Origin of the sequence: Dorea sp. BIOML-A1 (assembly GCF_009875615.1) — a bacterium.
Lineage (GTDB): Bacteria > Bacillota > Clostridia > Lachnospirales > Lachnospiraceae > Dorea_A > Dorea_A amylophila.
Window position 1 is genome coordinate 1 of sequence record NZ_WWSA01000026.1, and the last position, 14474, is coordinate 14474.

A 14474-nucleotide genomic window follows, 5' to 3' on the forward strand; every position below is an offset into this window, starting at 1 on the left:
CTTACTCTTTCTGAACATGAAAATACCCCCATATAGGACTTTTATATTTCATTGTCCTATATGAGGGTAGCATATCACTTGGTAGTGATTAAAGTTTGTATGAAGTCACGGTAAATGCGACAGCGTGGAAATTCCACGATTTGTTTGAGTTCTAATTTGTAATTCATGGTGATCTTCCTTTCAAAGTATATTTAATTGTAATCGGACTTTTCATAGTGTTGGTATCAAGAAGAAGCCGATGGAAGTATAGCAAGTAGTCGTGTCACTCATTGCATTTTTATTGCATTTTTAAAATTTAGATTATGTGGCTATGTTGCTCTTAACTGGTTAAAAAGCCTTTAAAATCGTCTATATGCGTTAATACTCCGTACTGTCTGTCTGGAGTTTGAATAATATTCGTTGTAGAATCCCACATCAATCCCCGCGAATTTGTAATTTACATTTTCCATGGGAACTGATCTAAGAACTACTTAGAAAACTAAATAAGAAATAAAAAATGAGACCTTGCGTTGAAAAATGCAGGGTCTTTTTGTATATGAAAATTTAATTGTTTATCAACAAAAAACCTTGTGTTTATGCGGAAAATCCGTCCTTGAAGTAAATTGAAATGGTCGCGAAAACCTGGATTATAATACCGAAAAAAGAGAGAAAGAAATGATTTCTCGAATGAAATTTTGGTGTGTTTGTCACTACGGTGTCAGGAGAAATCCTGGCATCTTTTTTTATGTCTTTTTTCACTTCAAAAAATAATTTCAAAAAATTTCTAAAATCATGTCCGATTTTGTCGCTCCCAATACAGAGTATATGGAAGGCAAATTGAAAATCCTCTGATTTCCAAAAATCACAAACGTAAAAGAGGTTCAGACAGTTCTTCCGATGGCACCTTGACAATTGAAGGAGCTGATTGAGGAACTCTTAAAGACTGTTGCGGAGTATTCACAGTTGAATCGTGAAGAATTTTTGGAGACAGTAAAAAAGGCACAGACTTCACAGCAGTCCAGTGAGATCACAAGATTGAAAAACAGATTAGCAGAACCAAAGTATGCAGAGCTGTGCAGAAGATTTCTGGCGGATTCGGAAGATTTTTGCGAGGAAAATCTGAAACAGGCCGGGATGACACTTCGGTTTGAAAATGTAGATTTTGAAGAGTGTGTGTCGAAAGTCTGTAAATACATAGACAGAGTTATGTTGGACACTATAGGATAAAAAAACTTTTTTAATAAAAAAGCCTTGATTTTTGGGCTTTTTTTAGTGTCGAAGAAAAAGTTGGCACAGTTCTTGCAGTATATAAGGGCAGAAAGAAAAGAAAGAGAGGAAGAAAAAATTGAAAAAATTTTTATTCGCAACACATGGAACTTTGGCAGCAGGGGCGAAGAGTACATTAGAATTACTCGTAGGAAACGTTGCAGATATTACTTGTTTGACTGCATATGTAAATCCGGATGACAATGTGGATGAACAACTGAAAGCATATTTTTCAGAAATTAGTGATGAAGATCAGGTAATCGTATGTACAGATCTGATGGGTGGAAGTGTTAATCAGAAAATCGTTCCGTACGCACAGAAAAAAAATGTATTTCTGATAGCAGGATTCAATCTGCCGCTGCTTCTGGAACTGGCAATGAACGAGGATAAAGTCACAGAGGAAGAATTGTTGGATTCTATAGAAGAGTCCAGAAAAAATATGATGCTCGTTCGGGTAGAAGTAACGGACAGCGGAACTAAGGAAGAAGAGGAAGAATTCTTAGCATAACAAAAAGAAAAGGAGAGAAAAAAGATGATTGTATGTTTAAGAGTAGATGAGAGATTAATTCATGGACAGGTTGCAATGACATGGACAAAGGAACTGAAACTGAATGGACTGGTAGTTGCAAGTGATGAGGCTGCATCAAATGAGATTCAGAAAATGACATTAAAGATGGCAGTGCCGGAAGGAATCAAATGTATCATCAAGTCGGTAGAAGATGTGACAACGATTTTGGATGATCCACGTTCAGAGTCTATGCGTCTGATGGTACTTGTACCGACGGTAAAAGATGCGGTTACATTGTGTAAACGTTACAAAAATATTGAAATGGTAAATATCGGAAATGCCGGTAAAATGACATCCGGAGAAAAGAAAATCTTATCAAAAGAAGTTATGTTGACAGCAGACGAACTGGAAGCACTGAAAGAACTGACAGAGCTTTACCCGGACACATTTTTCCAGGGAACACCGGCAATGGAAAAGAAAATGGCATCTGCAATATTAAAGGGATGTTGATTAAAATAAGATAGAGGAGAATGAGATTATGATGTTAGATGCATTTTTTGTAGCACTCGCTGTTTTTGTGGGAGTTGCAGGACATGAACTTTTGGGAATGGCAATGTTGAGCAGACCGATCGTAGTGGCACCGCTGGCAGGACTGCTTTTGGGAGATGTGCAGACAGGACTTATTGTAGGTGCATCGTTGGAGTCGATTTTTATGGGAGTTGTAAACATCGGAATATCCAGTACAGCAGAACCGGCACTTGCAGCCGGACTTGCAACTGCTTTTGCAATTAATCTCGGAGGAAATGTCGGAACCATTATTCCAATCGTTTTCCCATTGGCAGTGCTTGGATTACAGTTAATGAACTTTATTTTCTCTTTTGTGATTGGTCCATGCGCACCGAAATTTGAAGAACTTGCAAAAGAAGGAAAAGATAAAGAAATTACAATACTTCATTTTGGTTTATGGTTCGTACATTATGCGTTATATGCATTGATTCCGTTTTTTGCAGTATTGTTTGGTTCGGATGCTGTTCAGCGTATTCTGGAAATGATACCGGATGTAATTATGAACGGTCTGACGGTAGCGGGAAATATGCTTCCTGCAGTTGGTATGGCAATGCTTCTGCAGATGCTCTGGGATAATAAGATTGCAATCTATTTCCTACTGGGATTTATTCTCGTAGCATATTTGGATCTTCCACTGATCGCAATTGCAGTATTGGGAACAATTATTGCGGTTGTGACAGCACAGCGTGATATGCAGTTAAAGAACAATCAGGCGGCACCGGTGGCAGCGGTAGAAAAAATGAGTGAAGAGGAGGACTTTTTCGCATGAAATTAATGAATAATGTCAGTAAGGAAGAGAAAAAATTAATAAGAAAAATGTTCTGGAGATCCGGAGCAATGTATGCATCAGTAAATCCGGTTACCATGGGAGGAGGTGGTTTCTGCTATTCCATGATTCCGTTTATCAATCATTTTTATAAAGATAACGAAGAAAAAAGAAGAGAAGCATTGGTACGTCATGTGAAATATTTCAGTACGACAATTCCGATGGCATCTTTTGTAATGGGAATTGCAGGCTCCATGGAAAAAGAGAACAGTGAAAAACCAGATTTTGACGCAGGATCCATTAACTCAATCAAGCTGAGTCTGATGGGACCGCTGGCCGGAATCGGCGATTCCTTATTCTGGGGCGTATGGCGTGTTGTTGCAGCCGGACTTGCAATTGGACTTGCCAATGCAGGAAACGTGCTTGCACCATTGATTTTCCTTCTTGCATTTAATATTCCGAACTATCTGTGCCGTTACTATGGAGCGTTTTTAGGATATTCTCTTGGCGCAAAATACATAGAAAAGATTTATTCTAACGGAATGATGGAGATTCTGACGAAGGCAGCGGGCATTGTCGGACTGATCATGGTCGGAGCGATGACGAGTAAAACGGTTCTGTTTAAGACAATTCTTGATTTTACGATGAAAGGAAAATCCGTAATGGATGTACAGTCTTCTCTTGACAGTATTTTTATCGGAATTGTACCGCTTTTGCTTACATTTGGATGTTTTAAACTGTTAAAGAAGAAAGTAAATATCATTGTTTTGATCTTTGGAATTGTTGCATTGGGAATTATATTATCCGTTCTCGGAATCTGCTAAGGCAGGAGGAAAAGTTATGACAGGAAATCGTATCAGAGACAGTAAAAGAAATCCGTTTTTTCAGGTAAAAGTAAAAGACGGGAAATACAGCACGGAAAATCAGGTGAGTTATTATGGAAAAAAACTACCGGATGATACATTTTCCTTTGATATTTCCAATCAGAAAGTACAGGCGAATCTGGATGAATTCGGAACGATAAGACATATTACATTTTTTCACGGAAATTATCTGATGGAAAGTAAGCCGGGGGTGTGGGTGGCAAAGGATTTTGTGCAGGAACATCAGTTGTCTATTTCTGTAAAATGGAATGGACAGACAGAAAAATTATGTGAACATACAAAATATGTGGAGACGGATCTGGCAGAAAATCTGTTTCCACGCTGCAGGCATTATTTTCCGTGGGGAGAAGTCACGATTCTTGCCACAGCACCGATTACAGCAAAAGGAGAACGGCTGAGTTGTCTTCTTTATGAAGTAACGGTAAAAAATAAAGGCAGAGAGGCGGCAGAGATGACGGTCTGTCTCCCTGCTTTGTATGAAAAGAAATATTCGGATACAAGAAATGTGTTGATGATAACAGCGGAGAGTGGAACGTATCAGGATGTTTCCTTTACACTGCAGCCAATGGAGCAGAAACGGGTTTCACTTCTGTTTGGAGATCCGAACCGGTATCAGGATATAGAAATGTTTTTAAGTAAAGATACGGATTTCTGGATGGAACAGACGTTACAGTATTTCCAGTCATTGACAGGAGAACTGAAGATGGAAGAAGATGCGATGGCAGGAATGCTTTTGCAGAGAGCATACCAGCAGGCGTTTGGTGCGTTTGCAATGTCAGGCGAGAATGAAATTCTGGGTTCCAACTGGGGAACGTATCCGGTCACACCACATGTATGGAATAAAGACATGTACTACTCCAGTCTGCCGTTTACACTGACAGAGCCAGAACTTTGTAAAAAATGTATTCTCTGGTTTGCAAAATATGGAATCAAATATAAAGGAACTAAATTCGAAGGCGGCGTCTTTCATTCATTGAGCAATTCGTTGTCTGTGATCATGCTTTCCGGTGCATATTATGAGTATTTCGGTGAGAAAGAATTTTTCCAACAGCATCCAAAGCTCTATAAGAAAATGAAAGCAATTCTTCAGACGGTTCTTGAAAGCCGTGAGGAAAATGAGCCTTATCTGTATCGTACAACGTGGATTTCCGATGCGTATGCACTGGGAAAGTATCATACAGGAACCAATCTCTGTGTGTACCGCAGTTTTATGGCATTAGCAAGAATTGCGGAAGAAGTTTTCGGAGAGAAAAGTTATGCGGAAATGTTGAGAAGTGAAGCAGGAAAGACAAGAAAAGATATCGAACGGTATATGACTGTGAAGGGGCTCTTTGGAACACAGTATCTGGAAGGAATCAGTGGAATCGCAGAGGAAAAGAAGGAATGTGATTCTGCAGAAAAGTATCAGAAAGAGATGTTGGACCAGGGGCTTCAGTTTATAACAGATGTGAACCATGACGGAGAAATTTGTCTCAGAATGCATGATGGGGAAGAATCGGATACAACCCTGATGAAATACTACAAATATCAAAGTGAAGAGCAGGATACTTTGAAGCAGTATGGTCAGTTTACAGGAAGCAGAGAAAATCCTACTTACAGTGAACTGAGCAGAGGAATCAAGTGGGGAAATCAGTCCGGGGCAACATTTCCGGGATATATTTCGATTTTAAACGGTGCGGCAGAGAAAGAAAGCTGGTCAGGAGACGAAGGTAGATTTCGTGAGTTAGAAAGACTGATAGACCTGGATGGTTCCTGGTGGTGGTGGCCGTATAAGATCGGAGCACAGACCGGTGATGTTGTGAGAATGAACAGCTGCGGAAAATGTGGATGGGGTGCAGGAATCTTTTTTATCCTTTTTATCACGGAATTTCTCGGAATTGAATACGATGCGCCGAAGGCAGTGTTCAGAATCCATCCTAAGCGGTTTATCGGCGGATTCTACTGGAAAAATATGCGGATAGGAAATGCCCGATTTGATATTTCGGTTCGGTATGAGCATCATATGGCAGAGTTTTCTATGAAAAATAGAAGTACATTTCCGGTTTATGTAGAAATGAAAAAAAATCAAAAGAAATTAATTCACCCAAACAACGAAGAGAAATGGAGTCAGGATTATGAATTTATTAAATAATATCACAACCTTTAAGGGCGAGCGGTCAAGAGCAGTATCTCCGGAAAATCCGACGGGAGAAAAGGGAAGAGCATGCATGGAAGACAGTGCACTCGGACCGCAGAGAAAAGGAAGAGGAAGTATCCGTCTTCCAATGGGAGAAGAGACGGTTATTGCAGATATAAAAGGACCGGGAATCATTCGTCATATCTGGATGACGATTCGTGAAAATACAGAAAAGGGAAGTTTTGTTATGCGTGATGTTGTACTCAGAATCTATTGGGACAATAGCAGCACTCCGGCGGTAGAAGCTCCACTGGGAGATTTCTTCTGCAACGGATTCGGCGAACGATGTGACATTGCGTCTCTGCCGATCGTAGTAAATCCAACGGGCGGTATGAACAGCTATTTTGAAATGCCGTTTCGTGAGAGAGCAAGAATTACCATTACAAATGAACATCCGAAAGACATTACTTCATTTTTCTATACAGTAAATTATGCGGAGACAGACAGTCTGCCGGAAAACACTCTGTATTTCCACGCATACTGGAAACGGGAAAGACAAACAGAACTGGCAAAAGATTACGTGATACTGGATAAGATTAAAGGAAAAGGCTATTATGTAGGAACATTTCTTGCGTTGACTGCACTGGAAAGATATTGGTGGGGAGAGGGTGAATTTAAGTTCTATCTGGATGGAGATGAAGAATTCCCGACCGTATCCTCCACAGGTTCTGAAGACTATTTCGGAGGTGCGTGGGCATTTCATCAGAAAGATGAGCTGGGAAGACCTTCCGTTAAGAACTATTCCACACTGTTTCTAGGTTATCCGTTTTATGAGACAAAGGACAAGACACGTGTACGGTTTGAAACAGGAAAATTAAATGCAGTACATGCATTTGGCGATGACAGTCTGCCGCGCCATGGTCTGTACCGCTGGCATATTCTGGATCCAATCGCATTTTCAGAAGATATCAAAGTAACTTTGCAGCAGATTGGAAATGATGATCTGTCATTGTTTGAACGTTCGGACGATGTGGCAACAGTGGCTTATTGGTATCAGGATTCTGCAGAAGGATTTGACCGGGCATTTCCGGACAGAAGAGCACGTCTGCCGAGGTAAGAATGCCGGGAGTTACTGCTCACAGGTTAACATGTGAACAGTAATCCCCGGGACAAAAAGCCATGAGATGGAAAAGAAAAGTGTTGTAGAGAAATTCAAAATTTATTACAATAGGGGTATGAAAAAGCAGAAAAACCGGGAGGTACTTTTTATGGAAGCAAAAGACAGGGTATATCAGGCGCTGTGCAGGATGTCGAAGAGTGATTGTCAGATTACGGCGGCAGCACTTGCAGAAGAACTGAATTTAAGCCGACAGGTAGTCAGCCATTATCTGAACCGTCTTTTGGAAGAAGGCTGTGTGGAAAAGACACTTACCCGGCCGGTATGCTGGAATATCAGGAAACAACAGAGAGAGAACGTGCAGGGTTCCGTCAGTGAAGAAAGAAAAGAAATAGAAGAAGTGCTGCCGGAAGTACGCCGGGAAGATGTCTTTGATGCAATGATCGGTGCTGACGGCAGCCAGAAAAATGTAATTGAAAGATGCAAAGCGGCGGTGTCATATCCGCCGGACGGACTGCCGATATTGATTACAGGAGAAAGTGGAGTCGGAAAAAGCTTTCTGGCAAGACTGATCCATCAATATGCAATTTCCAGAGCCGTTATCAGGGAGAGTGCTCCGTTGGTAGTGCTGAATTGTGCAGATTATGCGAACAATCCAGAACTATTGTCGGCAGCACTTTTAGGGTATAAAAAGGGAAGCTTTACCGGAGCGGATACAGATAAAGAGGGGCTTTTGCAGGAAGCAGACGGCGGTTATCTCTTTCTGGACGAGGTTCACCGGTTGTCTTATGAAAACCAGGAAAAGCTTTTTGTTTTCATGGACACAGGAAGATATCGGCCGCTTGGTGACAAAAACTGGAAAGCAGCGAAGGTAAGGTTTATTTTTGCGACGACGGAGGTACCGGAAAAAGTCCTTCTGGAAACATTTCGCCGTAGAATTACCGTGCAGACTTCAATCGGAAGTATTGCAGAAAGGCCGCTGATGGAACGGCTTCAGTTGATTTATCGGTTTTATCAGAAAGAAGCGGTAAAGATCAACAAGGATATATTGATTGAAAAGGATGCGATGCAGTATCTGTGTTTTTCAAAGTTACCCGGAAATATCGGAAAACTGGAAAATCTTGTGCAGGTAAGCTGTGCGGAAGCATATTTTTGGCAGCAGGAGAAGGAACTGTTGAAAATCTCTTCAAGAGAGCTGCAGAATGAGTCACCGGACAAGGACGATTCCTTGGAAGAAATTGTCTGCCCGATGAAAGTTTTGTGCAGTCAGGAATGTGAATCTGCGTATGAAGCATGTGTCACGGAGCATACTGTGAATGTTTCAACACTTTGGGAAGAGGTAGTGAAGGCATCCTGGGATGAGACCGATATGTTATATCTGCGGTATAAACATCAGATGAAGACTTGGGAAAAATACGTCACGGTGAGTTCTTCGGTGTTTGAAAATACGGCAAAGAAGATGTTTGAAAGTAGCTGCAGATTGGTGCTGAAACGCTATGGAATCCGTGTAACAGACCAATGTCTGAAGGAACTGTACCTGAGTTATAAGATGTTCTCGCAAATGGAATTGGATGCAGAGATGGAGTGGAAATTGTCTGTTTATTTTGAACAGGCTCTTTCAAGGGCACATTATATTGCAAAACGCCTTTTTGAGAAAGCGGCATCGTTGGAACAAGGCTGTGGAAAGCATGTTCTGTTTTTGTTTACACTTGCTTTGCATGAATATGTTGCAGAGTGTGTTGAACTGGCAGGTCTGATTGCTGCGCACGGAGATACCACGGCAAGCAGTATTGCAAAAGTGGTGAACCAGGCATGTGAAACCTTTGTGTTTGAAGCAATTGATATGCCGATGGATTCTTCTTTTGATGCGACGATCGAGAAAGTAAAGAGTTATCTGGAAGATATCCCGGGGGGAAGAGGACTGATTCTGCTGGTAGATACAGGTTCTCTCAGCAGAATGTATACATTGATCAAAAACAGTCTGTCAGGGGATCTGATGATTATCAATAATGTTTCCACGGCAATTGCACTCGATATCGGAATTAAAATGCTGGGACATAGTTCCTTTACGGAAATTACACAGAGTACAAAGAAACTCTGTAGTTTTGATGTACAGTTTTTTGAAGGCCTTTCACAAGGAAAAAATATTGTCATATCCTGTATGTCCGGAGTGGGAATTGCGGAGAAGATTCAGGAAATGATGAAAAGCGTGTTCGGAGACTGTGGGCTTGATTTTATTACGATGGATTATAAGAAACTGATTCGGGTTTTGGATGAAAATGATGAAAAATCCTTTGAGCAGACACTGTTGATTTTGACGACTTCTTCACTTTCAGAAGGAGTAAAAACTCCATGGCTGAGTATGTATGACGTGTTGGATGGAAGTGGAGAACAGGTGCTGTGGGATTCTTTAAAGACAGTGATCAATCCGGAGCGGTTTGAAGTGCTCAAAAGAGAATTTGTAAAGTTTTTCTCAATGGAAGGTATCGTAAGCCGTCTGCAGTTTTTGAACCCTGCGGTTGTAGTTCAGGAAGTAGAACTGATTTTGATGCGGTATGAACAGTATTATACATTGGAAATGTCGGGGTATGTGAGACTAAATTTGTATATGCACATTGCATTTATGTTTGAACGTCTGATGATCGCACAGGATGATTATGAGGAAGAACAACGGGAATTATCTGAGCAAGAGCAGGAGTTCTATCGGATTTCACGGATTGTATTTGCAGAAGCAGAAAAAAAATACAGAATCAGACTGGATGAATATGAATTGTCGATGCTATACGAATTGTTTAAAAGACTGATTAAGTAGCAAAGAGGAAATTCGATGGGACTGGAACTGAAGGTTGAGCAGAAACAAAGGGTATATCAGAAGCAGATTGAGCAGGCACGCATCCTGCAAATGAATGCACAGGAACTCGCTGTGTGTATTCAGGAGGCAGCATTGGAGAATCCGTTGATTGAACTGGAAGAAATGATGGATGTGCCGATAGAAGAACTGGTGAAGAAGGATGTGCGAGAAACTGATGAAGCAGAGGTATCGGAGGATACCGACTGGAGATATACCGGCGGGCATCAGTCGCCAGAAGACTGGTGGACTCCACAGGGAGGAAAATCGGAAAGTCTTGTTGATATGATACATCAACAGCTGCTGACGATGTCAATTGGGGAAAAAGAAAAGGAAATTGTGGAAAAGTTGGCGGGAGCGTTGGACAGCAGAGGATATCTGGAGATTCCGGTGAAAAAACTGGCAAAATATATACCATGTTCGGTGCAGGAACTTCGGAGTGCATTAGAGATACTCAAATCATTGGAACCGGCAGGAATCGGCGCGGCAGATTTGAAGGAATGTCTGATTCTGCAGTTGAGACGGCAGAAAGACTCCCGGCTTGCGGTTACATTGGTCAAAAATTATCTGGAAGACTTGCCGAAGCATAGAATTTCAGCAATTGCAAAGGAACTGGGAGAGAACGAGGCTGCGGTAAAAGATGCATTTGCCAGAATCAGAACCTTGAACCCAAAACCGGGAAGTATTTTCGGGGAAGGAACAACGGTGCTCTATGTGATACCAGATATTATTGTGTCGGAAGAACATGGAGAATACACAGCGGCATTGAACGAGGATGTGTACCGGAAACTGCGGCTGAATGAATCCTATGTGAAGCTGAAGGATTCTGAGGAATCAGAGGTAAGAGAATATATTATTCAAAAACAGGCGCAGGCAAAGTGGCTGAAAACATGTATTGAACAGAGAAGTCATACACTGCTGAGAATCGCAGATATATTGATAGATTTCCAAAGGACATTTTTAGAGACGGGAAAGGATATGAAACCGCTCAGACAGAAGGACGTTGCACAGATCATGGAAGTGCATGAATCGACGGTCAGCAGGGCTGTAAAAGGAAAATATCTACAGTGTGGCAGAGGTGTCTACGCACTGTCGGATTTTATGCCGAAAGGAATGGAAGAAGTCAGCGGTGATTCTGTAAAGCAGATGCTGAAGAAATTCATTCAAAATGAAGATAAGAAAAAACCACTGAGTGATCAGAAACTGGTAAAGAAACTGGAAGAAGAGGGTGTACAAATATCAAGAAGAACAGTGGCAAAATACAGGATGCAGATGGAAATTCCAGATGCATCCGGCAGAAAAGCAGAGTGAGCTACGAATCCGAGCTGTTGGCTGAACTGATACCATTTTTTAGGAGTTGTGACATCGGATACTGTCTCCCATGCTTATAATAGTTTCTCGGAATCTCTAGCCCGCTATTTATCTAACTTCTGAGATTCCTTTTTTATTTTTTTCCGTTACTATTCACAGTTGATTATAAATAAGGACACCAACAAATGCAATTGAAATTCGTATTGAAGATTCAAGAGTTGCTCCTGTAATCTCATTTGTAGGTGTATACTAAAATAGAACAAGAAATTTTTAACGAACGAATCCCAAAAATCTTTTTTGGGATTTGTTTGGAAAGGAAAGAGTACCACAGAGGAGCTTACAGCATGGAGGCAACCGGAGCAGAAAAAGGAATGTTTTCAGAAGAAGAACAGTTTTATGCGTATACGGAGCAGTCAGAGGAGTCGGAGGTATCGACAGCTGGCAAAGTGATGTGGAAGACGAATATCATATCAGTGCGGAAGAAGACATCAGATATTCATTTACCATTTGTTAGTTGCAATGAAGATACACAGGATGTATCGATAAATATTGAACTAGAGGAGTAAAAAATATAGAGCAGCTCAAGATTAGTGAATAGTTTTTCATATGATGTTTGTGTTTGCATAATTTGTTCTTACAACAACTATTTTCACATCTAAAAGAAATAGAGGATAATAAAGTAAGAGAGGTTCATGATGTTAAATGTCATGGACCGCTCTTTCTTTAGGGGAAAATTATAAATGTTTCAAATAATTTTCTACATTCTGATACTCAACGCCATTTTCCATGACGGAATCTTCACCACGATAGAGCACACATCGCTTGGTAATCTGACCAAATCTATGACTTGTTTGATTCAGTTTTTCTTCGTCAACTAAGAAGCGAGCTTGCATTGGAACAATTTTCGAGCTGTGTTTTATTTCGTAGCATTCACATGTATTGAGTTTAGCATCGTAAATTACCATATCGTATTCGCCGACAGCAAATTGCAATTTGAAAACACGTTGATGTCTTTTAGTCGATTTGAATGTTTCTAAAAGTACGATGTCTTCCATCATACGACCACGCACTTCTTCCAAAATACGTTCAGAAACTAACATTTTTTCGTGCTCGCTCAATGTAGAGAATAATTCATCTTTTGTCAAAGAATGAACCAATGCCTGTGCCTGGCAATAACGCATGCCTGGTTGCGTGAATAAAATATTCTCTAGTGGTTCAGCACTTGGAATTACCGTTTCTCGTGGAACGTCAACAATCAGGTCAAGTGCTTTCAAATATTCTTTGATTTCCTCTATGTGAGCATTTGTAATACCAATAGATTGTTCTTCTTTGTTGCGAATCTCCAACATATCCATTAATCGTTTGGTTACTGCTTCTGTATCGATTTTATCCAAAATATCTGTACGCTGTTCTGGATTACGATCTCTTCGCAAAACATCAGCAGCTGAACCCAAATCATGAGATTTGAATTTGTCGGTCAGAATACGAATAAGGAAACGATGATTCATATCCTCAATGATTCGATTGATAGCACCTGTTAGTTCACCTGCCTCATAGAGTGATTGGAGATGACGGAAATATCCTCCATCTTGACAACAACTCAGGGAGTGCTGGATATTTTTACAGATTGCGGTATCGATATAACGCCGTGTGGATTCGTCATCACGGAACGAAGCATCCTCTGCAATAACGTCTTTATCATCAAAATCTAGTTCTCCTGCACGAAGTGTGCCGCCATAGCGAATGTACTCGTCAATACTGTCGATACCGAGTAAACGACTATGTTCACGGAATGGAATAAAGGTAGTGTGAATCGTAACAGCTCGATCATAAAGTTCCTGATGAAGCGCAAACCAAAAGCCAAGAGAATCTGTTCCGGATAAAACAATTTTCATACCTTGTGCAGCGTAGATATCAGAGAATAGTGCTGCTGAATCAATAAAGTCGGGCATCAGGGTTACTTCGTCAATAAAAACATATTCATATCCCAGATCAAGGAGTTTGCCCAAATCACGATTCATCGCTGCCATGGTATCGCTCCCTTTCGCTTTGATGTATGCTGATTTTGCGGACTGTGATGGAGTCATTCCTAAAACAGCCTGACGCAGCATTGTTGTCTTTCCTGTTCGTCGCAGACCAAATACCAAGCATACACGATCTGTTTCCTCACTGTTTAAATATGCCTGTAACTGTCTGAAACAATCACGTTTTCCCCAGTTTTTTACACCTTTTGTCAGTGCCAGAAGACGTTCTCCGATAATGACAGAAGTTTCAAAATCTGTAGATTTAGGTGGAACAATAGAACTGTGTTGTTTCAGTTCTTTCAATTCTTCTTGAAGCTGTTTGCGCCTTTCAACACCTGCAAAAACTTCTTCGCGTTCGTTCTTTTTAATGTACTTGCTTTTGCTTTTTCCATTCTCTGTCCATTGCAGATAAGGCTGCTCTTTGCCGTAAATTTTCTTCATGTTGATAGAACCTTGTGGTAAGGATGCTATTTCGTTTTCTAATTCATAAATTCGTTTGTAGATATCCATAATATCACCCCGTTTCTTACAATCTATTATAACCCATTTTAAGAAAAATATCAATGGGTTATAATGGGTTATAACGTTGAAAAATGTGGAAGTGAAACGATCACTTTCGTTGGCTATTCTTGATTACACTTCACAAATCATCTTCCGATAATCTCTCGGAGACATTTTATAAGTATTTAGAAATGTGCGATTGAAAGTTCTCAGACTTCCAAACCCGGCACTGTGGCAGATATCCGTAATGCTACGGTCGGAATGTTGAAGCAGATTACAAGAATAATCCAAACGGATATTGTTTAAGTAAGTATTAAAATTGCAATGGAAAGTAGAAGAGAAGACTCTAGAAAGCGCATAAGGACTGTAGCCCAGATCTTCTGCCATCTGTGTTAACGAAAAATCTTCTCTAAAATGAGCAGCCATATAGGCAACGCTTCGATAAATAATGTCATCGCTGCCTACGGAATTCTTTTCTACCATTTCAAAACAAGGAAGAGTTCTTGCTAAAATCATCTGTGTATAGACCAGCCAAAGAACCTCGCGATGTGGTGTGTCAGGGGCAAGATTCTGCAAAGTACGAAGAA

At 40.6% G+C, this 14474-nt stretch carries 11 protein-coding genes and 1 pseudogene; 10 read left to right on the forward strand and 2 right to left on the reverse strand.

Going from position 1 to position 14474, the window contains the following annotated elements; all coding sequences use genetic code 11:
* Positions 1 to 942: 942 nt before the first annotated feature.
* From GT508_RS10340 to GT508_RS15075, 10 genes and pseudogenes are all read left to right on the forward strand, one after another.
* On the forward strand, positions 943 to 1206 hold the full coding sequence (locus GT508_RS10340; protein WP_192934811.1) for a hypothetical protein: 264 nt from the start codon (positions 943 to 945) through the stop codon (positions 1204 to 1206).
* A gap of 118 nt (positions 1207 to 1324) precedes the next feature.
* Positions 1325 to 1753 carry a PTS sugar transporter subunit IIA gene (locus GT508_RS10345; protein WP_138376076.1) on the forward strand — a complete coding sequence of 143 codons (429 nt, stop codon included), beginning with the start codon at positions 1325 to 1327 and terminating at the stop codon, positions 1751 to 1753.
* 24 nt (positions 1754 to 1777) lie between these two features.
* On the forward strand, positions 1778 to 2263 hold the full coding sequence (locus tag GT508_RS10350; protein WP_138376075.1) for a PTS sugar transporter subunit IIB: 486 nt from the start codon (positions 1778 to 1780) through the stop codon (positions 2261 to 2263).
* A 28-nt stretch (positions 2264 to 2291) separates the two neighbouring features.
* Complete coding sequence (locus tag GT508_RS10355) at positions 2292 to 3089, forward strand: PTS mannose/fructose/sorbose/N-acetylgalactosamine transporter subunit IIC (protein ID WP_138376074.1); 798 nt, start codon at positions 2292 to 2294, stop codon at positions 3087 to 3089.
* Positions 3086 to 3910: a PTS system mannose/fructose/sorbose family transporter subunit IID gene (locus GT508_RS10360; protein ID WP_138376073.1), complete on the forward strand. Its 825-nt coding sequence runs from the start codon at positions 3086 to 3088 to the stop codon at positions 3908 to 3910. Before GT508_RS10355 ends, GT508_RS10360 begins: the two co-directional genes overlap by 4 nt.
* A 16-nt stretch (positions 3911 to 3926) precedes the next feature.
* Positions 3927 to 6101 (forward strand): hypothetical protein, encoded by a 2175-nt coding sequence (locus tag GT508_RS10365; protein ID WP_138376072.1) that lies wholly within the window; start codon positions 3927 to 3929, stop codon positions 6099 to 6101.
* Positions 6085 to 7203 (forward strand): glycoside hydrolase family 172 protein, encoded by a 1119-nt coding sequence (locus GT508_RS10370; protein ID WP_015528646.1) that lies wholly within the window; start codon positions 6085 to 6087, stop codon positions 7201 to 7203. Before GT508_RS10365 ends, GT508_RS10370 begins: the two co-directional genes overlap by 17 nt.
* Before the next feature lie 151 nt (positions 7204 to 7354).
* The gene (locus GT508_RS10375) at positions 7355 to 10015 is read left to right on the forward strand and encodes a sigma 54-interacting transcriptional regulator (RefSeq protein ID WP_171029295.1); all 2661 of its coding nucleotides are present in this window, start codon (positions 7355 to 7357) and stop codon (positions 10013 to 10015) included.
* Positions 10016 to 10030: 15 nt separating this feature from the next.
* A complete protein-coding gene (rpoN, locus tag GT508_RS10380; RefSeq protein ID WP_138376070.1) occupies positions 10031 to 11362 on the forward strand; it encodes an RNA polymerase factor sigma-54 in 1332 nt (443 codons plus the stop codon).
* A gap of 382 nt (positions 11363 to 11744) precedes the next feature.
* Positions 11745 to 11876, forward strand: a pseudogene (locus tag GT508_RS15075) (beta-galactosidase small subunit); the annotation flags it as partial.
* A gap of 220 nt (positions 11877 to 12096) precedes the next feature.
* Here GT508_RS15075 and GT508_RS10390 read toward each other — a convergent pair.
* Together GT508_RS10390 and GT508_RS10395 are read right to left on the reverse strand one after the other, a co-directional pair.
* Entirely contained in the window at positions 12097 to 13896 is a 1800-nt protein-coding gene (locus GT508_RS10390; RefSeq protein WP_138376069.1) for an AAA family ATPase, read from the reverse strand.
* Between the two features lie 123 nt (positions 13897 to 14019).
* Positions 14020 to 14463 (reverse strand): helix-turn-helix transcriptional regulator, encoded by a 444-nt coding sequence (locus tag GT508_RS10395; protein WP_243144105.1) that lies wholly within the window; start codon positions 14461 to 14463, stop codon positions 14020 to 14022.
* Between the last annotated feature and the right edge of the window lie 11 nt (positions 14464 to 14474).